The sequence below is a fragment of the Leucobacter exalbidus genome (assembly GCF_017834145.1).
In the GTDB taxonomy this organism is placed as follows: domain Bacteria; phylum Actinomycetota; class Actinomycetes; order Actinomycetales; family Microbacteriaceae; genus Leucobacter; species Leucobacter exalbidus.
In genome coordinates this window covers 971764-992442 of record NZ_JAFIDA010000001.1, presented here as the reverse complement: position 1 = coordinate 992442, position 20679 = coordinate 971764, and the positions used below count along the sequence as shown (strand labels likewise).

The following is a 20679-nucleotide window of genomic DNA, read 5'->3' as shown; positions in this document are numbered from 1 at the left end:
CGCGCCCACCGCGCGGCCCCCACCCCTGTTCCGCGGGCACACCCCGCGGCGAAATACACACGATCATCGGAGACAGTGAAGTGAACGAATACCGTGACTTGCGCGTAGCACTTTTGGGCTGCGGCTCAGTGGGCGCCCAGGTAGCCAGACTCATCATCGAGCATGGCGACGAGCTTGCCGCACGCATTGGTGCGCGCCTCACCCTCTCAGGCATTGCCGTGCGCGACACCACCGCGAAGCGCGATGTCGACCTGCCCCAGGAGCTGTTCACGAGCGACGCTGAGCGCCTCGTACAGGGCTCAGACATTGTGATCGAGCTGATGGGCGGCATCGAGCCGGCCAAGACCCTCATTTTGCAGGCGCTGCAGGGCGGCGCTGATGTGGTGACCGCCAACAAGGCGCTCATCGCCGCGCACGGCCCCGAGCTCGCTGAAGCCGCAGAACAGGTCGGCGCCCAGCTGTCATACGAAGCCTCGGTGGCGGCGGCCATTCCCATTCTGCGCCCGCTGCGCGAGAGCCTCGCGGGCGACCACATCACCCGCGTGATGGGCATCGTGAACGGCTCGACCAACTACATTCTCGACCGCATGGATCGCTTCGGTGACAGCTCTGAAGACGCGATGCGCGTTGCGAGCGAGCTGGGCTACCTCGAGGCCGATCCCACGCTCGATGTCGAAGGCTACGACGCTGCCCAGAAGGCAACGATCCTCGCTTCGATCGCGTTCCACACCGAGGTGCCCGTTGACGCGGTTTACCGCGAGGGCATCGCGAACATCACGCTTGAGCAGATCGAAACGGCCAAGCAGGCCGGCTACGTCATCAAGCTGCTGGCGATCGCCGAGCGCATCACCTCGGCAGACGGCGAACACGGCGTCTCGGCGCGCGTCTACCCGGCGCTGATTCGCCGCGACCACCCGCTGGCGGCGGTGTACGGCGGCAAGAACGCCGTGTTCGTTGAGGCCGAAGCCGCTGGCGAACTCATGTTCTACGGCGCGGGCGCTGGCGGCGCCGAGACCGCTTCTGCGGTGCTCGGTGACGTTGTTTCTGCGGCACGTCGCCACGTGGTTGGCGGCCCCGGCATCGCCGGATCGCTCCACGCTGGCCTGACCATCCTGCCCGTGGGCGAGGTCAACACGTCATACCAGGTGATGCTCGAGGTGCAGGATCAGCCGGGCGTACTCGCCCGAATCGCCGGTATTCTCGCCGAGCACGGTGTCTCGGCCGCAAGCGTGAAGCAGAGCATCGCTGACGGTGCGCACGAGCGTGCCTCGCTGGTGATCGGCACCCACATCGGCCGCGAGTCTGATCTCGCCGCCATGGTTGATTCACTGCGCGCGAGCGATCTGGTGCACGAGGTGACGAGCGTACTGCGCCTGGAGGGCAACGAATGAGCATGAATGCTGACGCACCACAGACGACTTACGCCGCACGCTCGGTGCGCGTGCGCGTGCCGGCGACGAGCGCAAACCTGGGGCCAGGGTTTGACACTCTGGGCATTGCGCTCGCCTACGGTGACGACCTCACCGCCACGACCCGAGCAGAATCTGGCGCTACCGTGCACGTCACGGGTGTCGGCGAGGGCGAAGTGCCCACTGACGCCTCGAATCTCGTGGTGCGCTCGGCGGCCTACGTGTATGAGCAGCTCGGCCGCGAACTGCCCGGGCTGACGCTCGAGGCACACAACCGCATTCCGCACGGCCGCGGCATGGGCTCATCGGGCTCGGCGATCGTCGCGGGCATCATGATTGCGGCGGGGCTACTCGAGAGTGATCCGGAATCGCCTCTGTCGCTCACCGAAGCTCAGCTGCTCGGGTTCGCCACCGCGCTTGAGGGGCACCCCGACAACGTGGCTCCCGCGCTGTTTGGCGGGCTCACGATTGCGTGGACCACGCCCGAGGGGCCGAAGTTCAAAAAGTTGATGGTGCACCGCGGTGTCGCGCCGCTCGTGCTCGTGCCCAGCTTCACGATGTCGACGGAACTCGCGCGCAGCCTGCAGCCTGAGCAGGTGCCGCACGAGGACGCAGTGTTTAACGTGTCGCGTTCGGCGCTGCTCATTGCGGCGCTCACGCAGAGCCCCGAGCTGTTGTTTGAATCGACTGAGGATCGCCTGCACCAGAACTATCGCGGTGCAGCGATGCCGGGCACGCGCGACCTGATCGCTGAGCTGCGCGAGCGCGGCTACCCGGCCGTGGTGTCGGGTGCCGGGCCGTCGGTGCTCGTGATGTCGAACGGGCCGCAGGAGCGCTTGGCCGCCGCAGATTTCGTGGCTGAGCATCACCCTGATTGGCGCGTTCTGACGCTTGCGGTCGATACGAAGGGTGCTACAGTGGAGCCGATCCCCGCGATTTCTTCGCGAGTTTCCCAGTAGCGTTCCGTCGCCACCGCCTTGTCGGTGCACGGTGTATTCGCGGCTGTGGAGGTTGGATCGTTCCCTTGCCGAGGCGCATGCCCGGCGATCCCGAATGCACTTGAGTGCAAGTTCGTGGGAGGGTGATGCGCCTTGCGTGCGCCCCCGCGACATTCCGAGAGGAAAACACTGTGGAAGACAATGTAATTGAGCCCCAGGCCAGCGTCGGTGGCGACGCAACTGCCGCGGTTGCTGCTGAGAAACCCGTGCGTAAGCGCGCATCGCGTCGCGTGACGGCCCCCGCCGGTGAGGCCGTTGCGCCCGTCACCGTCGTGGCGCCGGCTGCTGCGGCCGTTGCTGCTCCGGCCGCAGCGGTTGCCGCTGAGGCCCCCGCCGCTGACGCAGCGCCCGCTGCTGTTGAAGCGCCGAAGAAGCGCGTGACGCGTGCTCGTAAGAAGCCGGTCACGGCTGAGGCTGCTGCTGAGGCACCCGCCGCTGCTGAATCATCGGCTGCAGCTCCCAAGGCCGCTGCGGAGACCGCAGCACCTGCTGCTGAGTCACCTGCCGCTGAGGCTGCTGTTGAGGCGCCGAAGAAGCGCGTAACGCGTGCTCGTAAGAAGCCCGTTGAGGCTCCTGCTGCTGAAGCCGTCGAGCCTCCCGCTGCTGAAGCACCCGCTGCCGAAGCCGCCCCCGAGGCTGCGGCTGAGGCCCCCGTTGAGGCCGCCGCAGATGAAACTGCTGCAGCTGAGGCTCCCGTGAAGCGCACGCGTCGTGCACGGGTCAGCAAGGCAGCGAAGGCTGCTGAGCCCATCGCCGAGACCCCCGAGGCCGAGACCGCAGCGCCCGCTGAGACCGCAGCGTCGCAGCCGGTCGCCAGCGAGTCGAGCGAAACGCCCGCCGCTGATCAGGCTGCTGAGGCCACGTCGGCCGAGCAGGCTGACGCCGACAAGACCAACGCTGACCAGGCTGAGGGCGAGCGCCCCACCCGCGGTCGCACCCGTGGCCGCCGTGGCCAGAGGCCTGAAACTGCTGAGACCGCAGAGGCTGCGCAGCCCGAGGCTGCAGCTGCTGAGACCAAGACCCAGGGCCAGAACCAGGCTCAGGGCGCGGCTCAGAACCAGGGTCAGGCTCAGAACCAGAACCAGAACCAGGCTCAGAACCAGAACCAGAACCAGGCTCAGGCGAACAAGAACCAGCGTGGCCAGAAGACCGGTGAGAGCCAGAACGGCCCCGAGTCGAACCGCCACAACGACAAGAACGCCGAAAGCCGTTCGAGCCGCACCCGCCAGCGTGACCGTAAGCGTCGCGGCCAGGGTGACGATATCGATCCCGAGATCACCGAAGATGATGTCCTGCTGCCCATCGCGGGCATCCTCGACGTGCTCGACAACTACGCGTTTGTGCGCACGAGCGGTTACCTGCCCGGCACGAGCGACGTGTACGTCTCGCTCGGTCAGGTCAAGAAGTACGGTCTGAAGCGCGGCGACGCAGTCGTTGGCGCTATTCGTCAGCCCCGCGAAGGCGATCAGGCCGGGCGTCAGAAGTACAACGCCATTGTGAAGGTTGACTCGATCAACGGTCGCGCGATCGAAGAGAACGAGCAGCGCGCTGAGTTCTCTGAGCTCTCAGCCATCTACCCCGTACGCCAGCTGCCGCTCTCGACCGGCGCAGGCATTGGCAGCGAGATTGACGCTGCAGCTCCCGTGGGCTTCGGCCAGCGTGGCCTGCTCGTGGTGCCCCAGCCCGCACGCGGCATCGAGGTGCTGAGCCAGCTCGCCGCTTCGGTGAGCCAGAACGCTCCCGATGCACACCTGATGCTGCTGCTCACCAACGCACAGCCCGAAGACATCACCCACCTGACGCGCACCGTCAACGGTGAGGTCATCGCCGCATCGTTCGAGCGCACGGCAGAAGACCAGGCCACGATCGCTGAGCTGGGTATCGAGCGCGCAAAGCGTCTCGCTGAGCTCGGCCACGACGTCGTCGTGCTGATCGACTCGGTAGGCGACCTGGCTCGGGCTTACGCCCAGGCACAGCCCGTCTCATCGCGGCCCGCAAACGGAGCCGTCGACGAGTTTGCGACCGCTCAGGTGCGTCGCGTGCTTGGCGCGGCCCGCAACGTTGAAAACGGCGGATCGGTGACGGTGCTCGCCACCGCCGCTGCAAAGACTGGTTTTGCTGCTGACAAGCAGCTGCTGCGCGACCTGCGCCCCGTGGCGAACTGCGAAATTCGTTTCGCAGCCACCGCTCCCGCTGCGGTCACCGTAGTTGCTGAGCGCTCGCACACGCGTGGCGCTGCAGTTCTGCAGACCACCTCCGCGGCCTAGCGTTTACACGCTTCACGGTCACTTACACAGAACACATTCTCGGAGGAAACATGTTCGAACAGGTCGAGACACTGCTCGCTGAGCACCTCGCACTGCAGGAGACGCTTGCAGATCCGGCGTTGCACGCCGATGCGGCACGTGCAAAGAAGGTCAACCGGCGCTACGCCGAGTTGTCCAAGATTAAGGCTGCGTACGAGCAGTGGCAGCAGCAGGGTGCAGACCTTGAGGCCGCACGCGAGCTTGCACGCGAAGATGACGCCTTCGCTGAAGAGATCCCCGCTCTTGAAACCGGGCTCGCTGAGGCTCAGGAGAAGGTGCGGCGTCTGCTGATTCCGCGCGACCCCGACGACGCACGCGATGTCATCCTTGAGATCAAGGGTGGCGAGGGCGGCGCAGAATCGGCGCTGTTCGGCGCCGATCTGCTGCGCATGTACATGCACTATGCAGAGTCCAAGGGTTGGAAGACCGAGATCCTCGAGAAAGACGAGAGCGATCTGGGCGGCTACAAGAACGTGCAGGTCGCGATCAAGGCCAACGCTGCCGATCCGTCGCAGGGCGCCTGGGCGCACCTGAAGTACGAGGGTGGCGTGCACCGCGTGCAGCGTGTGCCCGTGACCGAGTCACAGGGACGCATTCACACCTCCACCACGGGCGTGCTCGTGTACCCCGAGGTTGACGCCCCTGAAGAGGTTGAGATCAGCCAGAACGATCTCAAGATCGACGTCTACCGTTCGAGCGGCCCCGGCGGCCAGTCGGTGAACACGACCGACTCGGCCGTGCGCATCACGCACATTCCCACGGGCATTGTCGTGGCGATGCAGAACGAGAAGAGCCAGCTGCAGAACCGCGACGCGGGTATGCGCGTGCTGCGTGCACGACTGCTGGCGCGCAAGCAAGAGGAAGCCGCCGCTGAGGCAAGTGCGTACCGCTCGAGCCAGATCCGCACGATGGATCGCTCCGAGCGCATTCGCACGTACAACTTCCCCGAGAACCGCATCGCAGATCACCGCACGGGATTCAAGGCATACAACCTTGATCACGTGATGGACGGTGCGCTCGACGCAGTCATCGACTCGTGCATTCGCGCTGACGAAGAAGAGCGCCTGGCAAACCTGGGCGAGTAACTTCACCCGGCCATCGGCCACGCATCTCGGGCCCTGCTTCCTCGCACACTGTGCGAGGAAGCAGGGCCCGTTTTCGTACGCGGTGCCATGCAGGCCGGGGCTGGCCAGGGCTGGCCGGGTGCTGGGCCGGGGGCCGGCCGAGTGCAAGGCCGGGTGCTGAACCGGGGGAGCGGCACCGCGCGCCTGGGCTGCCAGGGACGCACCCGAGAGTAGGCTGAGGCCATGCGCACAGCACGCCCACTGCTCCCTTGGTTTGTTTGGGGTGTGGCCGCCATCGCGTATGCAGTGGCAGTGATTAATCGCTCCTCACTCGCCGCCCTCGGCCCAGCCACCCAACACCACTTCGACATCGACGCAACGACCCTCGCGGCGTTCCCCGTGATCCAGCTGGTGGTCTATGCCGCCCTGCAGATCCCCGTGGGTATTTTGCTCGACAAGGTGGGCACCACGAACATGGTGCTGGGCGGCGGCGTGCTGATGCTGATCGGCCAGACCGCAATGGCGACGGTCGATAATGTGTGGCTTGCGGTGCTAGCCCGCGTGCTGGTGGGCGCGGGTGACGCGTGCACGTTTATTAGCGTGATGCGTATGCTCCCCGAGTGGTTCGCGGTGCGGCAGCTGCCCACGGTGAGCCAGGTTACGGGGCTGATCGGCCAAGCCGGACAGCTGGTCTCAGTGACCCCGCTGGCGCTGCTCGTGGGCGCGGTCGGCTGGACCCAGGGCTTCTTGGGCCTCGCGGCCGTCGGCCTGCTCGTCACCATTTTGGGTGCGTTCGTGATGCGGGATCGCCCAGGCGCCCCCACGCTCGTCGAGCAGATCACGGGGCGCCGCGGCAAACTCACCCTCAACGCGCGCTCGCTGGCGGGGGAGCCTGAGGCCGTCACCTCGTCGATTGGGCCGCCCCAAACCTCCACCATTCCGCTGGTTGATTCCCACCGCGGATTCGAGGTAATCGATCGCGCCCGCCGCATGCTGCGCATCCCGGGCATCAGGCTCGCATTCTGGCTGCACTTCACCTCACCCTTCGCGGCGAACGTGTTCCTGCTGATCTGGGGCACCCCGTTCTTGACGGGCGGGGTGGGTCTGTCTGCCTCACAATCGGGGGCGCTGCTGAGCATCACGGTGGTGTCATCGATGGTGGCCGGCCTCGTGCTCGGCCCGCTGAGCTCGCGGTTCGTCGAGCGCCGCGTGTGGATCAACGTGGGCATTACCCTCGCGATCGCGATCGTGTGGGGCACGGTGTTCCTGTGGCCCGGCCCGCCGCCGCTGTGGCTGCTGCTCGCGCTGATTATCGTGATGCCGCTGGGCGGCCCGGCCTCGATGATCGCGTTCGAGGTGCTGCGGTCGCACTCACCGCGCAGCTTCGCCGGGTTCGCGACGGGGCTCGTCAACACGGGCGGCTTCATTGCCTCGCTGATTGTGATCTTGTTGATCGGGCTGGTGCTTGACGTACAAGGCGCCGGATCACCCGATGCCTACTCGCTTACGGCCTTTAAGTGGGCGTTCGCGGTGCAGGTGCCGCTGTGGGTGCTCGGGATCACGATGGTGCTGATCGAGCGGCGCCGCACGCAGCGCTGGATGGCCGAGCGCGGGCGCCGGCTGCGTTAGATGACGTAGAAGTCGGCCATGTCGGGCTGTTCGGCCCGGGGCGCTCCACGCCTCGGCCGAGCCTGCGCCGGTATACCGGTGAGGGTCGACCACGCGGGGGCCGAGCGCACCACGACGGCGTTTGAGCCGACGGCGCAGTCATCGCCGAGCTCGATGGCGCCGAGCAACTTTGCGCCGGCGCCCACCACCACGCGGTTGCCCAGGGTGGGGTGGCGCTTGCCGCGGCCATGGCCGGTGCCGCCGAGCGTGACGCCGTGGTAGATGAGCACGTCATCGCCGATGATGGCGGTCTCGCCAATGACGACCCCCATGCCGTGATCGATGAACAACCTGCGGCCAATGGTGGCGCCCGGGTGAATCTCGATGCCGGTGGCGAAGCGTGTGGCCTGTGAAATCAGGCGCGGAAGAAAGCGGGCACCCCGTGACCACAGCGTGTGTGCCACCCGGTGCCACCAGACTGCGTGTAACCCCGAATACACCACGGCGACTTCGAGGGCGCCGCGCGCCGCGGGGTCATGGGAGCGCGCCGACTGCACGTCTTCACGGATTCTCGACAGGATGCTCACGCTGCCTCGCTTCATTCTGAGATCTGGGGAACCACTGGGGTGTGGAGTGGGTGTTCTGACCGTGGTCACGACAACGCGGGGGCCGGGCAGCCTATGCCCGACCCCCGCGTCACGGCGTGTTAGACCTCGAGGTCTGCAAACAGTACGGTCGAGAAGTAGCGCTCGCCCGAATCGGGGATCACGACGACGATCTTCTTGCCCGCGTTCTCGGCGCGCTTGGCGACCTCGAGTGCGGCAGATACGGCGGCGCCACCCGAAATGCCCACGAGGATTCCCTCGCGGGTCGCGAGCTCGCGTGCCAGACGCAGCGAGTCTTCGAGCTCAACGTCAACGACCTCGTCGTACAGCTCGGTGTTGAGCACCTCGGGCACAAAGTTTGCGCCGAGGCCCTGGATCTTGTGCGGGCCTGCGTTGCCGCCGGTGAGCAGCGGGGAGTCCTTGGGCTCAACCGCAACGACCTGCACTGCAGCGTTCTGCTCCTTCAGGTAGCTGCCGGCGCCCGTGATGGTGCCGCCGGTGCCGATGCCCGAAACGAAAATGTCAACGCTGCCCTCAGTGTCGGCCCAGATCTCGGGGCCCGTGGTGGCGTAGTGCACGGCGGGGTTGGCTGCGTTGCCGAACTGGTTGGCGAGAATGGCGCCGGGGGTTGAGTCAACGATCTCCTGAGCCTTCTCGACTGCGCCACGCATGCCGGCTGCGCCGGGGGTGAGTACGATCTCGGCGCCGTACGCCTTCAGCATCTTGCGACGCTCGATGCTCATCGTCTCGGGCATCGTGAGTACGACGCGGTAGCCGCGCGCTGCGCCAACAAAGGCGAGGGCGATGCCGGTGTTGCCGCTCGTGCCCTCAACGATGGTGCCACCGGGCTTCAATGCGCCTGAGGCTTCTGCGGCGTCGATGATCGCGATACCGATGCGATCCTTCACCGAGCCTGCGGGGTTGTAGAACTCGAGCTTCGCGTATACCTCGGCAACGGCGCCGTCGGTGACGCGGTTGAGGCGAACGAGCGGCGTTTTGCCGAAAGCCTGGGTAATGTTGTCGTAAATCCGTGCCATGGGTGCATCCTCCTGCGGTTGAGTGCGACGCTAAACTATAGCTCCACCTTATCGGAGTGTTTCCGATCACTTATAGCCTAAGTCGCCCGATTACGCGTCGGGCGAACCTCGCCGATCTATGTGAGGGGATCCTGGCCGCTGTGTTGCTCTTGCAGCTGCTGCGCCATCGGGGCAATAACTGCCGTGAGGTTCTCGCGCACCTGAGCGGGTGGCTGGCCAGCTTCGAGCCGCAGTGTCGAGGCGTGCACCATGGCGTTGATGAGCTCACCCACGCCCTCGGGGTCAGCCACGCGCAGTTCAATGAGGGCCTGGGTGAGGGGCTCTTGGATCTGGCGGTGCATGCGCGCGGCCTGCTCATTCACGGCGTCGCCGGGGGACAGTGTGGCCAGCGCAGACCCGACCGCGTGGGCGCCCTCGGCTACAAGTTCAAGATTGGCAAGCGCATACGCCAGTATGCGGGCGCCCGCGTTGGGTGCGGCAGCCATCGCCCCGGTCACGCGCTCGGCCCACTTGGGAAAGATATCTTCCACGAGGGCATTGAGCAGCGCCTCGCGAGAATCAAAGTATTGGTAGATGCTCGAGCGGGCGAGCCCAGCCCCGGCGGCCACGGCGCCCATGCCGGGCACGGCCCCCGTGCGCTGCAGCATGGAATGAGCGACATCGAGCAGCAGGCGCTCTTGGTTTGCGCGATGCTCGGCCACCGTTGCCGCTTCAAGGCGTGGCATAGATATCGCCTCCAGTTCTCGCCAGCGGGTCAACAGTGACGAGGCCCGTCAGTGCGCCGAAAGTGACTCTACGCATGATACCGACACGGTGTCGTGAAACTGTGTAGTTGCTCTGATTCTCACCGGCCATCGGGGGGCGCCCAGCGGCGTGTGCAAAGGCTGCCTATGCTCGAGGGTATGGACTTCCTACATACCGTTCTCGTGTTCTTCCACCTTCTCGGTGCCGCTGCCCTCGTGGGTGGCTGGCTCGCCACGTTCAAGACCCCCACGGTGGGGGTATTCCAGTTTGCTGGCGCCTGGGTGCAGCTCATCACGGGCCTGCTGCTCGTGGGCCTCGCCGAAATGGGCGACGGCAGCGTCAACCACATCAAGATCGGCGTCAAGCTGGTGCTGCTCGTGGGCATTCTGGTCGCCGCATGGATCGGCCGCAGCAAGGTCAAGAAGGGCGAGCCTGTATCGACGGGCATCGCTCACGCCGTGGGTGGGCTGTCGCTCATCAACGTGGCAATCGCCGTATTCTGGTAAACCCTGTGGGAAGCGCTGCGCGGAAGTCACCGCGCAGCGCTCCCGCCTGGGTGTGGGAAAGTAGAGGCTATGGCTTCTCACTCTCGCGCGCTGCAGCAGCAGCTGCGCCAGCTCGCTGACACCCTCGCCGCGGCCGGCATCGACACCCCGATGGTCGATGCCGAGCTGCTCGCCGGCCACGTGCTGGGCGAATCACGCGGCCGGGTGCAAGCCCTCGCCATCATGGGACGCACGTTCACCGAAGCGCAGCACGCGCAGTTCGAAGCGCTGGGACAACGCCGTGCCGAGCGCGTGCCGCTGCAGCACCTCACCGGCCTCGCACCGTTTCGCACCCTTGAGCTGAAGGTCGGCCCCGGCGTGTTTGTGCCGCGGCCCGAAACTGAATTAATCGCGCAAATCGCGATCGATGAACTCGCGCTTAAGCCCGATCCGCTCGCGCTCGATCTCTGCACGGGCAGCGGAGCCCTCGCCCTCGCGATGGCGCACGAGGTGCCCACCGCGCGCATCTGGGCCGTCGAAAAAGACGAAACTGCCTACTCCTGGGCCGCACAAAACGTGGCCGACTGGGGCGATCACCGGGTCACGCTGCTGCTGGGCGATATCGCTGAGCTCGATGATCCGGATCAAGGAACTCAACAGCCCGCAGGCGAGATCGACCGCGCAATCACGCCGCTTTTGGAGCGCTTCGCAGTGCTCGCGTCGAACCCGCCATACGTGCCGGCCAGTGAGATTCCCGTCGACCCCGAGGTGCGCGAACACGACCCCGATCTCGCGCTCTACAGTGGCAGCGATGGGCTCGACGCCATCAGGATCTTGAGCCGTGCCGGGCGCCGGCTACTCGCGCCCGGTGGGCTCATTGTGCTCGAGCACACCGAAGAGCAGGGGGCCGCGATTCGCGGGCTGCTCGCACGCGACGGGTGGCAGCAAACGCACACCCACGTCGACCTCACGGGCCGCGATCGGGCGACTTCGGCGAGACTCCCTGGCCAAGCCGAGTAAGCTGGGGCGCTATGGCAGAGGTATTTGATTGCAGCGACACCACCCAGCTCATTTCGGCAATGCGCGCCGCAAGGCGAGCGATTGGCAGTGGGCAGCTCGCGGTGATCCCCACAGACACCGTGTACGGTGTGGCCGCAGACGCGTTTACCGCAGAAGCGGTGCAGCGCCTGCTCGACGCAAAGGGCCGCACGCGCCAGTCGCCGCCGCCCGTGCTGATCCCCAATGTCGCCACCCTTGACGCGCTAGCCGCCGAGGTTACGGCGCCGCTGCGCACCCTCGCCGAAACGTTCTGGCCCGGTGCGCTCACCATCATCACCCGGGCCAACCCGGCACTCAGCTGGGATCTGGGGGAGACCGGCGGCACCGTCGCCCTGCGCATCCCCAACCAGCCGCTCACCCTTGAGCTGCTCCAGGAGACCGGCCCGCTCGCGGTGTCGTCTGCGAACAAGACGGGGGAGCCGCCCGCGCGCACCGCCGCCGAGGCTCAGGCCATGCTTGAAGACTCGGTTTCGGTGTACCTCGAAAACGGGGCGAACGCCGACGAGCCCGAAGCCTCGACCATTATTGACGCCACCGCGCTCACCGAAGAAGGCGGCAGCCTGCGTATTTTGCGCGAGGGAGGTGTCACCCGCGAAGATCTGGCCGAAGCCCTGCCGCAGGTGACCATCGAGGACTAACGTGCTCTCCTATCTCATCGTCGCGGTAGTGGCGACCGCGGTCACCGCAATCGCCTCCTACTTCGTGCTGCGCCTCAGCCGCAAGTACAACCTTGCGCCGGCCGTGCGCGAGCGCGACGTACACGACACCCCAACCCCGAGGCTTGGCGGGGTCGCCATGTTCGCCGGCATGCTGGCCGCGTTCGCGACCGGTGCGCTGCTGCCCGAATTTCGGCAGATCTATGCCGAGAGCACTGAAATGTGGGCGCTCGCCGGTGCCTGCGCGCTCATCGCCGTCATCGGCATCCTCGACGACCTGCTCGATCTGGACTGGATGGTGAAGCTCGGCGCCCAGTTTGTGGCCACCGGGCTGCTCGCCTGGAATGGGCTGCAGATCGTGTCGCTGCCCGTGGGGGACACCCTCATAGTTGGCTCTGCCGTGTGGAACTTTGTGATCACCGTGGTGCTCATGACCGTTGTGATGAACGCCGTGAACTTTGTTGATGGGCTCGACGGGCTCGTCGCGGGCGTCGCCATTATCGCCAACGCCGTGTTCTTCGTCTACACGATGCTGCTGCACGACCGCATTGGCCGAGTTGACGCCGTCACCCTCGCGAGCTTTATCGCCTGCATCGTCGTGGCGGTGTGCGCGGGTTTTCTGCCCTACAACTGGCACCGCGCCAAAATGTTTATGGGTGACACCGGAGCACTGCTTGTGGGTCTCTTGATGGCGGCGAGCACCGTGTCGGTGACCGGCAAACTCAACCCCGCCGCCCTCGACCAGAAGCTCGTGCTCGCCAGCTACATTCCGATCATCTTGCCGATCGCGGTGCTCGCACTGCCGCTGGCAGACTTTGCGCTCGCGGTATTTCGGCGCCTGCGGGCCGGTCAGAGCCCGTTTACGGCTGATCGACTCCACCTGCACCACCGCCTGCTCAACATGGGCCACTCGCCCGTGCAGGCCGTAGTCGTGTTCTATCTCGGCACCGCGGTGCTCTCCACCGCCGTGCTGCTCGTGTTCACGCTGCAGAGCTACACGATCCCGCTGATCGTGTTAATCGTGGGTGGGATGGTGTGCGCGATGGTGCTGCTGATGCCGATCGCGCGGGTACGCACAGCGATCGCCCGTCGAAGCTTGCTAGCGTTGACTCTACGTGTGCCCAACGATAGGAGTCCCGAGTGACAGAACACGACCAGACGCCCACAGCGGCCACAACTGGCAGCACCACCGCCGGCGAGCCCGCCACTGAAAACTTCATGCCGACCTCGCAGCCTGTGCTGTTGCGTGCGGTGAAGTGGGGCATCGTCGTTTCGATTCTGCTCATCGTGGTGTTTGCCGCTATCGGGTGGTTCGTCTCGGGAATGACCGGAGTGGTGGGCGGCGCGATCGGCGCCGGTATCGCCGGTATCTTCCTGACGCTCACGGCTGGCAGCATCGCATTTGGTAACCGCTTCTCAGCGAGCCCGGCGTACCTGCAGATCTTCTTTAGCATTGTGATGGGGGCGTGGCTGCTGAAGATTGTGGTCTTCATTGCCGCCGCCATGCTGCTGAAAGATCAGGAATGGCTGAACTCGACGATGCTGTTCTTGGGGATCATCATTGGTGTGGTGGTCTCGCTGGCAGTCAACGTAGTTGTCTTTGCCCGCGGTCGCATCGCGATCGCAAACTATTCAGATTAGTATTTTCGCCCTAAAAATGAAACCAAATGAGCGCTTGAATTTGGAGTGTTTGGTTTCTCAGAGGGCGAAAGTATTGTTACACTGAGGTATGTCCCTGCCGGGCGTCACTTGAGGTGCGCCCAATACGTGCTGGGGGCACGTCCATCGTTCGAAGCCGTGCGGCTTATATCCGCACCCCGAATACAGGAGAATGGCGCTGTTCCCTAACGCTATGCACCTCGTGGCCCCCGGACTTTTCGGTACTGAAGCGGGTGGCTTCCACGGCCCCACCCTTGATGACTTCTTCCCGGCAGCGGTGCTCTTTGCGGGCACGCCGTTCGAAATGAACCGCATCATGATCATTCGCGTGATCATGGTGATCGTGCTGCTGCTGCTGTTCTGGCTCGGAACGCGCAACCTGAAGGTTGTGCCGACCCGTGGCCAGGGCGTTCTCGAGTTTGCGCTCGATTTCGTGCGCAATAACGTCATCGAGGCTCAACTTGGCGTAAAGGAGGGGCGTCGATTCGCTCCTCTGCTGATGTCGATGTTCTTCGTCATCTTCGCCTTCAACGTCACCGGCGTTGTTCCCGGGTTTAACATTGCGGCCTCGTCCGTAGTGGGCTTCCCGATCTTCATGGCGATTGTGGCGTATGTCGCATTCCTCTATGCAGGTCTGCGCAAGCACCCCGGTAAGTTCCTGAAGAACTCGCTGTTCCCGGCTGGCGTACCCAAGGTCATGTACCTGCTCGTCACCCCGGTTGAGTTCCTCTCGACCTTTATCATGCGCCCGGTGACACTTGCACTGCGACTGCTGATGAACATGCTTGTTGGTCACATGATCCTCGTGCTGCTGTTTGCAGCTACGAACTTCTTCGTGCTCGACGCTGGCGGATTCTTCCCAGCAGTGGGCGCCGGCACCTTCGTGTTCGGCCTCGCGTTCACCCTCTTTGAGGTGTTCGTTGCTGGTCTGCAGGCTTACGTCTTCACTTTGCTCACCGCGCTTTACATCCAGCTCGCGCTGGCTGACGAGCACTAAAAACCCATCGGGTCTCGGCAACCGCCGAAACCCACATACGGAAGGAAACACATACTGTGTCTGTTCTCGCTGAAATCTCGGGCAACATCGCGACCGTAGGCTACGGCCTCGCTGCAATCGGCCCCGCCATTGGTGTTGCCATCGTGGTCGGCAAGACCATTGAGAGCACCGCTCGCCAGCCTGAGCTCGCCGGCAAGCTCCAGGGCATGATGTGGATCGGCATCGCCTTCACGGAGATGCTCGCGCTCATCGGCGTTGCCACCTACTTCATCTTCGTTTAATCAGACCACCTTTCCCTAGTCTCGAAAGGGAGGCACGATGAATCTCGCATTGCAGTTCGCTGCAGAGAGCACGACGCGTAACCCGCTGCTCCCGGCGACGTATGACATCGTCTGGTCGGCGATCGCTTTTGTCATCATCCTGGTGGCTTTCTGGAAGGTCTTCCTTCCGAAGGTTCAGATCATGCTCGACGCTCGCGCCGAAGCAATTGAAGGCAACATCGCCAAGGCAGACGAAGCTCAGGCTAAGGCCGAGGCTGCGCTGCAGGAATACACCGCGCAGCTGGCTAGCGCCCGCCAGGAAGCTGGCGAGATTCGCGACTCTGCACGTGCAGATGGCGCGAAGATCGTCGCCAAGGCTAAGGAAGACGCTACCGCTGAGCAGGTTCGCATCACGCAGACTGCCCAGGCTCAGATTGAGGCAGAGCGCCAGAGCGCTGTTGTCTCGCTGCGCAAGGACGTCGGATCACTCGCCATCGACCTCGCTTCGAGCGTTGTTGGCGAAAGCCTGAACGATGATCAGAAGGCATCGGCTCTCGTCGATCGCTTCCTCGCTGATCTCGAGGCATCCGAGAAGGCGGCCAAGTAATGGGTAGCGCGTCACGCGAAGCACTTGCACAGGCCCGTACCGCTCTGCGGGACGGCCTGGCCACGACCGTTGGTGTCGAGCTGCTTGAGGTTGCGGGCGTTATCGCTCAGAACCCGGCACTCGCTTCCGCGCTCGGAGACTCCTCCGCTGCGGCCGAGGCGAAGAGCTCCGTGGTCTCACGGCTCTTCGGCGCGCTCTCCGTTGACGCGCGCGCGGTCCTCACCGCGGTGGTTGCTGGTCGCTGGTCAAACTCAGTTGAGCTGGTCGCGGGTATTGAAGAACTCGGCCTGCGTGCCGAGGGCTCCAAGAACCCCGGCCTCTCAGATGAGTTGCTCGCGATTGCCGATGTCGTTGCACGGAACCACGATCTCCAGCTCACGCTGGGCAGCAAGCTTGTTGCAGCTGACGGTAAGGTCTCGCTGCTGGCGAGTCTCTTGACCGGCAAGGTCTCGGACTCTGCACTCGCTATCGCTCGCCAGCTGGTTTCACACCCGCGCGGTCGACGGTTTGAAGCGGCGCTGCGTGAAGCAGCCCGCATCACCGCAGACCAGATCGGATGCGAACTCGCAACCGTCACTGTTGCTGCTCCGATTTCGGCAGCGCAGCAGGCTCGGCTTGCAACCGCTCTCGAGCGCACCGCTGGCCGCACCGTGAAGATCACCACCGTGATTGATCCGGCGGTTATCGGCGGCATCCGCGTGCAGATGGCCGACGACGTCATCGACGGCAGCATCCGTTCCCGGCTGGACGACCTGCGTACGCAGCTCGCGGCTTAGGGCACAACTTTTCACCCCGGGGGCGGCGCTTCCGGATCAGACAGAGGAAACGAAATGGCAGAACTCTCAATCAGCCCGGACGAGATTCGTAGCGCGCTGAATGACTTTGCAGCGTCGTACGAGCCGGCCCAGGCAGATAAGACCGAGGTCGGAACGGTAGTTGACGCCGCAGACGGCATCGCACACGTCGCGGGACTCCCCGGCGTCATGGCGAACGAGCTCATCCGCTTCGCGGATGGAACTCTCGGACTCGCTCAGAACCTCGACGAAGACGTTATTGGCGTCGTCGTGCTCGGTGAATTCACCGGCATCGAGGAGGGCCAGCAGGTCACGCGCACCGGAGAGGTTCTCTCCGTTCCCGTGGGCGAGGGCTACCTCGGCCGCGTGGTTGACCCGCTCGGCAAGCCCATTGATGGTCTCGGCGAGATCAGTGGCATCGAGGGCCGTCGTGCACTCGAGCTGCAGGCTCCCGGCGTGATGCAGCGTAAGTCGGTTCACGAACCGCTGCAGACCGGCATCAAGGCTATCGACGCGATGATCCCCGTGGGCCGTGGCCAGCGTCAGCTGATCATTGGTGACCGCCAGACCGGTAAGACGGCTCTTGCGATCGACACGATCATCAACCAGAAGGCCAACTGGGCTTCAGGCGACAAGCAGAAGCAGGTTCGTTGCATCTACGTCGCTATCGGCCAGAAGGGCTCGACCATTGCTTCGGTAAAGGGCGCGCTCGAGGAAGCCGGTGCAATGGAGTACACCACGATCGTGGCGTCTCCCGCATCTGATCCCGCAGGCTTCAAGTACCTCGCACCGTACACCGGTTCGGCCATTGGCCAGCACTGGATGTACGACGGCAAGCACGTACTCATCATCTTTGATGATCTCTCGAAGCAGGCTGAGGCCTACCGTGCAGTATCACTGCTGCTGCGTCGCCCGCCGGGGCGCGAGGCTTACCCCGGTGACGTCTTCTACCTGCACTCGCGTCTGCTCGAGCGTTGTGCAAAGCTGTCCGACGAGCTCGGCGCAGGTTCGATGACGGGCCTGCCCATCATCGAGACCAAGGCAAACGACGTCTCGGCGTACATTCCGACCAACGTGATCTCGATCACCGACGGCCAGATCTTCTTGCAGTCCGACCTCTTCAACGCTAACCAGCGCCCCGCGGTCGACGTGGGTATCTCGGTTTCACGCGTGGGCGGCGACGCTCAGGTGAAGTCGATCAAGAAGGTATCGGGCACCTTGAAGCTTGAGCTCGCACAGTACCGCGCGCTTGAGGCCTTCGCGATGTTCGCTTCTGACCTTGATGCTTCCAGCCGTAAGCAGCTTGAGCGTGGCGCACGCCTCACCGAGCTGCTCAAGCAGGGCCAGTACTCACCGTTCCCCGTTGAGGACCAGACCGTTTCGATCTGGGCTGGCACCAAGGGCTTCATGGACGACGTGCCCGTGGAGGACATCCTCCGCTTCGAGCGCGAGTTCTTGGATTACCTGGCTCGCAACTCGCAGGCGCTCACCACGCTGCGCGAGACGAACCTTCTCTCTGACGAGACCGTGGCAGAGCTCACGACTCAGATCGAGAAGTTCAAGAGCGAGTTCCGCACGAGCGAAGGCAAGAGCCTGAACGAACAGTTCGCCTCGCTCGATGAAGCAGAGATCAAGCAGGAGCAGCTGGTCGTAAAGAAGTAGTGACGGACCGAGGTGGGAGCGTAAGCTCCCACCTCACCGCCACCATCAGCCAGCACCGACCAACACAGGAGAGACATGGGAGCGCAACTCCGGGTCTACCGGCAGAAGATTAAGTCTGCCCAGACGACCAAGAAGATCACCCGTGCGATGGAGCTGATCGCAGCATCTCGCATTCAGAAGGCCAAGGCTCGCGTCGCAGCATCCACGCCTTACGCTACCGCGATCACCCGCGCCGTTTCGGCCGTGGCAACGCACTCGAACACCGACCACCCGCTGCTCAAGGAGGCCGAAACGGTCACCCGCGCAGCGGTGGTGATCTTCACCTCCGACCGTGGCCTCGCGGGCGCCTTCAACTCGCAGGTGCTTCGTGAAGCTGAGCAGCTTACTGAGCTGCTTCGCGCTGAAGGTAAGGACGTTGTCTACTACCTGGTCGGCCGCAAGGCGCAAGGATACTTCTCCTTCCGCCAGCGCTCGTCCGAGCGCATGTGGATCGGTGACACCGAGAACCCCTCGTTCGACACAGCGAAGGAAATTGCTGAGTCGGTCCTCGAGGTATTCGCTCGCTCGGCAGACGAGGGCGGTGCACAGGAAATCCACCTCGTGTCCAACCGTCTCGTCAGCATGGTGAGCCAGGTTCCCGAAGTCAACCGCTTGCTGCCGCTTGAGGTTGTCGAGGGTGTTGCAGAAGCGACTGACGCACCGGCTCCGCTGTACGAATTTGAGCCCGAAGCAGACGTCGTGCTCGAGCAGCTGCTGCCGGCCTACATCGAAGCACGCATTTTCAATGCGCTGCTCGCATCGGCCGCCGCTAAGCACGCAGCCACGCAGAAGGCGATGAAGTCGGCAAGTGATAACGCCGACACGCTGATTCGTGACTACACCCGCCTCGCGAACAACGCTCGCCAGGCCGAGATCACCCAGCAGATTTCCGAGATTGTGGGCGGCGCTGACGCGCTGGCCAACTAGTCGAAGTACGAAGAGAGAGAATCATGACCGAAACCGCCGTATCGGCGACTGAGGCCAAGGTGGTCGGGCGGATCGCTCGAGTAACCGGCCCTGTTGTCGACATCGAGTTCCCGCACGACGCTATTCCCGGCGTTTACAACGCACTTGAGACCCAGGTCAGCCTCGGCGACGGCTCAGAGTCGTTCACCCTCGTGCTTGAGGTTGCTCAGCACCTGGGCGACAACCTGATTCGCGCTATTGCGTTGAAGCCGACTGACGGACTGGTCCGTGGCCAGGAAGTTACCGACACTGGTTCGTCAATCACGGTTCCCGTGGGCGACATCACCAAGGGCAAGGTCTTCGACGTTGCTGGTAACGTACTCAACCTTGCAGAGGGCGAGACGTTCGAGGCTACCGAGCGTTGGAGCATCCACCGCACGCCCCCCGCTTTCGATCAGCTCGAGTCAAAGACTGAGCTCTTCGAGACCGGCATCAAGGTCATCGACCTTCTGACCCCCTACGTTCAGGGCGGCAAGATTGGTCTCTTCGGCGGTGCAGGCGTTGGTAAGACCGTTCTGATCCAGGAAATGATCCAGCGCGTTGCGCAGGATCACGGTGGCGTTTCGGTGTTCGCCGGCGTTGGCGAGCGTACCCGTGAGGGTAACGACCTGATCCACGAGATGGATGAAGCAGGCGTCTTCGACAAGACCGCGCTTGTATTCGGCCAGATGGATGAGCCCCCGGGGACTCGTCTGCGCGTGGCACTGTCGGCTCTGACCATGGCGGAGTACTTCCGCGATGTTCAGAAGCAGGACGTGCTCCTCTTCATCGACAACATCTTCCGCTTCACGCAGGCAGGCTCTGAGGTTTCAACGCTTCTCGGCCGTATGCCTTCTGCTGTGGGCTACCAGCCGAACCTCGCCGACGAGATGGGTGTGCTCCAGGAGCGCATTACCTCGACGCGCGGTCACTCGATTACGTCACTGCAGGCTATTTACGTGCCCGCCGATGACTACACCGACCCGGCTCCCGCGACCACGTTCGCCCACCTCGACGCGACCACCGAGCTCTCTCGTGCCATCGCTTCGAAGGGCCTCTACCCGGCTGTGGACCCGCTGACCTCGTCATCGCGTATCCTCGATCCCCGTTACTTGGGCGACGACCACTACCGTGTTGCGACCACCGTGAAGCAGATTCTGCAGAAGAACAAGGAACTCCAGGAGATCATTGCGATCCTCGGTGTTGACGAGCTCTCTGAAGAAGACCGCATCACCGTATCGCGTGCACGTCGCATCGAGCAGTTCCTGCCGCAGAACACCTACATGGCGAAGAAGTTCACCGGTGTAGAGGGCTCGACGGTTCCCCTCAAGGAGACCATCGAGTCGTTCGACGCAATCGCCAAGGGCGAGTTCGACCACGTCGCTGAGCAGGCATTCTTCAACGTTGGCGGAATCTCCGACGTCGAAGAGAAGTGGGCTCAGATGCAGAAGGACCTGGCGTAAGTCATGGCCCTCAACGTGAATGTCGTCTCGGCTGATCGCCAGGTCTGGGCAGGCACTGCCTCTCAGGTCGTCGCGCGTACGGTCGAGGGCGAAATCGGCATCCTCAGCGGTCACCAGCCCATGCTCGCGCTGCTTGCGCAGGGCGAGGTGCGCGTGACCACCGAAGGCGGCGAGCAGATTTCGGTCGACGCCGAGGGCGGTTTCCTCTCGGTTGACCACGACACGATCAACATCGTCGCGGGCAAGGCCACGCTGGTAGCGTAGTCTTCCCTCTCTAGAAGG

21 protein-coding genes are annotated in these 20679 nt (G+C 64.0%); 18 read left to right on the top strand and 3 right to left on the bottom strand.

All coding sequences use genetic code 11. The features are described 5' to 3' along the window. Positions 1–80 precede the first annotated feature (80 nt). From JOF28_RS04540 to JOF28_RS04520, 5 genes are all read left to right on the top strand, one after another. Positions 81–1391: a homoserine dehydrogenase gene (locus JOF28_RS04540; protein WP_209704675.1), complete on the top strand. Its 1311-nt coding sequence runs from the start codon at positions 81–83 to the stop codon at positions 1389–1391. Beyond that, positions 1388–2368, top strand: coding sequence for a homoserine kinase (gene thrB / locus JOF28_RS04535; RefSeq protein WP_245189867.1), 981 nt, complete (start codon positions 1388–1390; stop codon positions 2366–2368). Before JOF28_RS04540 ends, thrB begins: the two co-directional genes overlap by 4 nt. Positions 2369–2538: 170 nt before the next feature. Beyond that, the gene (locus JOF28_RS04530; protein WP_342452077.1) at positions 2539–4674 is read left to right on the top strand and encodes a hypothetical protein; all 2136 of its coding nucleotides are present in this window, start codon (positions 2539–2541) and stop codon (positions 4672–4674) included. A 50-nt stretch (positions 4675–4724) separates the two neighbouring features. Beyond that, positions 4725–5798, top strand: coding sequence for a peptide chain release factor 1 (gene prfA, locus JOF28_RS04525; RefSeq protein ID WP_209704673.1), 1074 nt, complete (start codon positions 4725–4727; stop codon positions 5796–5798). A 222-nt stretch (positions 5799–6020) separates the two neighbouring features. After that, positions 6021–7406 (top strand): MFS transporter, encoded by a 1386-nt coding sequence (locus tag JOF28_RS04520; RefSeq protein ID WP_209704672.1) that lies wholly within the window; start codon positions 6021–6023, stop codon positions 7404–7406. Here JOF28_RS04520 and cysE read toward each other — a convergent pair. The 3 genes from cysE to JOF28_RS04505 all read right to left on the bottom strand — a co-directional run bounded on the left by cysE (position 7403) and on the right by JOF28_RS04505 (position 9752). Continuing rightward, complete coding sequence (gene cysE / locus JOF28_RS04515; RefSeq protein ID WP_209704671.1) at positions 7403–7972, bottom strand: serine O-acetyltransferase; 570 nt, start codon at positions 7970–7972, stop codon at positions 7403–7405. The genes JOF28_RS04520 and cysE overlap by 4 nt on opposite strands. A 119-nt stretch (positions 7973–8091) precedes the next feature. Next, positions 8092–9027, bottom strand: a complete 936-nt coding sequence (cysK, locus tag JOF28_RS04510) for a cysteine synthase A (protein ID WP_209704670.1) — start codon at positions 9025–9027, stop codon at positions 8092–8094. Between the two features lie 116 nt (positions 9028–9143). Then, positions 9144–9752 carry a TetR/AcrR family transcriptional regulator gene (locus JOF28_RS04505; RefSeq protein WP_209704669.1) on the bottom strand — a complete coding sequence of 203 codons (609 nt, stop codon included), beginning with the start codon at positions 9750–9752 and terminating at the stop codon, positions 9144–9146. 177 nt (positions 9753–9929) lie between these two features. Between JOF28_RS04505 and JOF28_RS04500 the strand changes: the two genes are divergently transcribed. The 13 genes from JOF28_RS04500 to JOF28_RS04440 all read left to right on the top strand — a co-directional run bounded on the left by JOF28_RS04500 (position 9930) and on the right by JOF28_RS04440 (position 20661). Further along, the gene (locus JOF28_RS04500; protein ID WP_209704668.1) at positions 9930–10277 is read left to right on the top strand and encodes a hypothetical protein; all 348 of its coding nucleotides are present in this window, start codon (positions 9930–9932) and stop codon (positions 10275–10277) included. A 69-nt stretch (positions 10278–10346) separates the two neighbouring features. Beyond that, the gene (gene prmC, locus JOF28_RS04495; protein WP_209704667.1) at positions 10347–11276 is read left to right on the top strand and encodes a peptide chain release factor N(5)-glutamine methyltransferase; all 930 of its coding nucleotides are present in this window, start codon (positions 10347–10349) and stop codon (positions 11274–11276) included. An 11-nt stretch (positions 11277–11287) separates the two neighbouring features. Beyond that, positions 11288–11953: an L-threonylcarbamoyladenylate synthase gene (locus tag JOF28_RS04490; RefSeq protein WP_209704666.1), complete on the top strand. Its 666-nt coding sequence runs from the start codon at positions 11288–11290 to the stop codon at positions 11951–11953. A gap of 1 nt (position 11954) precedes the next feature. Further along, positions 11955–13115 (top strand): MraY family glycosyltransferase, encoded by a 1161-nt coding sequence (locus JOF28_RS04485; RefSeq protein WP_209704665.1) that lies wholly within the window; start codon positions 11955–11957, stop codon positions 13113–13115. Beyond that, the gene (locus JOF28_RS04480) at positions 13112–13612 is read left to right on the top strand and encodes a Cg1360 family ATP-synthase-associated protein (RefSeq protein WP_342452076.1); all 501 of its coding nucleotides are present in this window, start codon (positions 13112–13114) and stop codon (positions 13610–13612) included. Before JOF28_RS04485 ends, JOF28_RS04480 begins: the two co-directional genes overlap by 4 nt. A 190-nt stretch (positions 13613–13802) precedes the next feature. Continuing rightward, on the top strand, positions 13803–14627 hold the full coding sequence (gene atpB, locus JOF28_RS04475; protein ID WP_245189865.1) for a F0F1 ATP synthase subunit A: 825 nt from the start codon (positions 13803–13805) through the stop codon (positions 14625–14627). Positions 14628–14683: 56 nt separating this feature from the next. Further along, positions 14684–14908 carry an ATP synthase F0 subunit C gene (atpE, locus tag JOF28_RS04470; RefSeq protein WP_017791782.1) on the top strand — a complete coding sequence of 75 codons (225 nt, stop codon included), beginning with the start codon at positions 14684–14686 and terminating at the stop codon, positions 14906–14908. Positions 14909–14945: 37 nt separating this feature from the next. Then, positions 14946–15494: a F0F1 ATP synthase subunit B gene (locus JOF28_RS04465; RefSeq protein WP_209704664.1), complete on the top strand. Its 549-nt coding sequence runs from the start codon at positions 14946–14948 to the stop codon at positions 15492–15494. Further along, the gene (locus JOF28_RS04460; RefSeq protein ID WP_209704663.1) at positions 15494–16270 is read left to right on the top strand and encodes a F0F1 ATP synthase subunit delta; all 777 of its coding nucleotides are present in this window, start codon (positions 15494–15496) and stop codon (positions 16268–16270) included. Before JOF28_RS04465 ends, JOF28_RS04460 begins: the two co-directional genes overlap by 1 nt. A gap of 54 nt (positions 16271–16324) precedes the next feature. Beyond that, the gene (atpA, locus tag JOF28_RS04455; protein WP_209704662.1) at positions 16325–17950 is read left to right on the top strand and encodes a F0F1 ATP synthase subunit alpha; all 1626 of its coding nucleotides are present in this window, start codon (positions 16325–16327) and stop codon (positions 17948–17950) included. A gap of 75 nt (positions 17951–18025) precedes the next feature. Beyond that, entirely contained in the window at positions 18026–18916 is an 891-nt protein-coding gene (locus JOF28_RS04450; RefSeq protein WP_209704661.1) for a F0F1 ATP synthase subunit gamma, read from the top strand. A 23-nt stretch (positions 18917–18939) separates the two neighbouring features. After that, the gene (gene atpD, locus JOF28_RS04445) at positions 18940–20397 is read left to right on the top strand and encodes a F0F1 ATP synthase subunit beta (protein WP_209704660.1); all 1458 of its coding nucleotides are present in this window, start codon (positions 18940–18942) and stop codon (positions 20395–20397) included. 3 nt (positions 20398–20400) lie between these two features. Further along, positions 20401–20661, top strand: coding sequence for a F0F1 ATP synthase subunit epsilon (locus tag JOF28_RS04440; protein ID WP_209704659.1), 261 nt, complete (start codon positions 20401–20403; stop codon positions 20659–20661). The last annotated feature ends 18 nt before the right edge of the window (positions 20662–20679 follow it).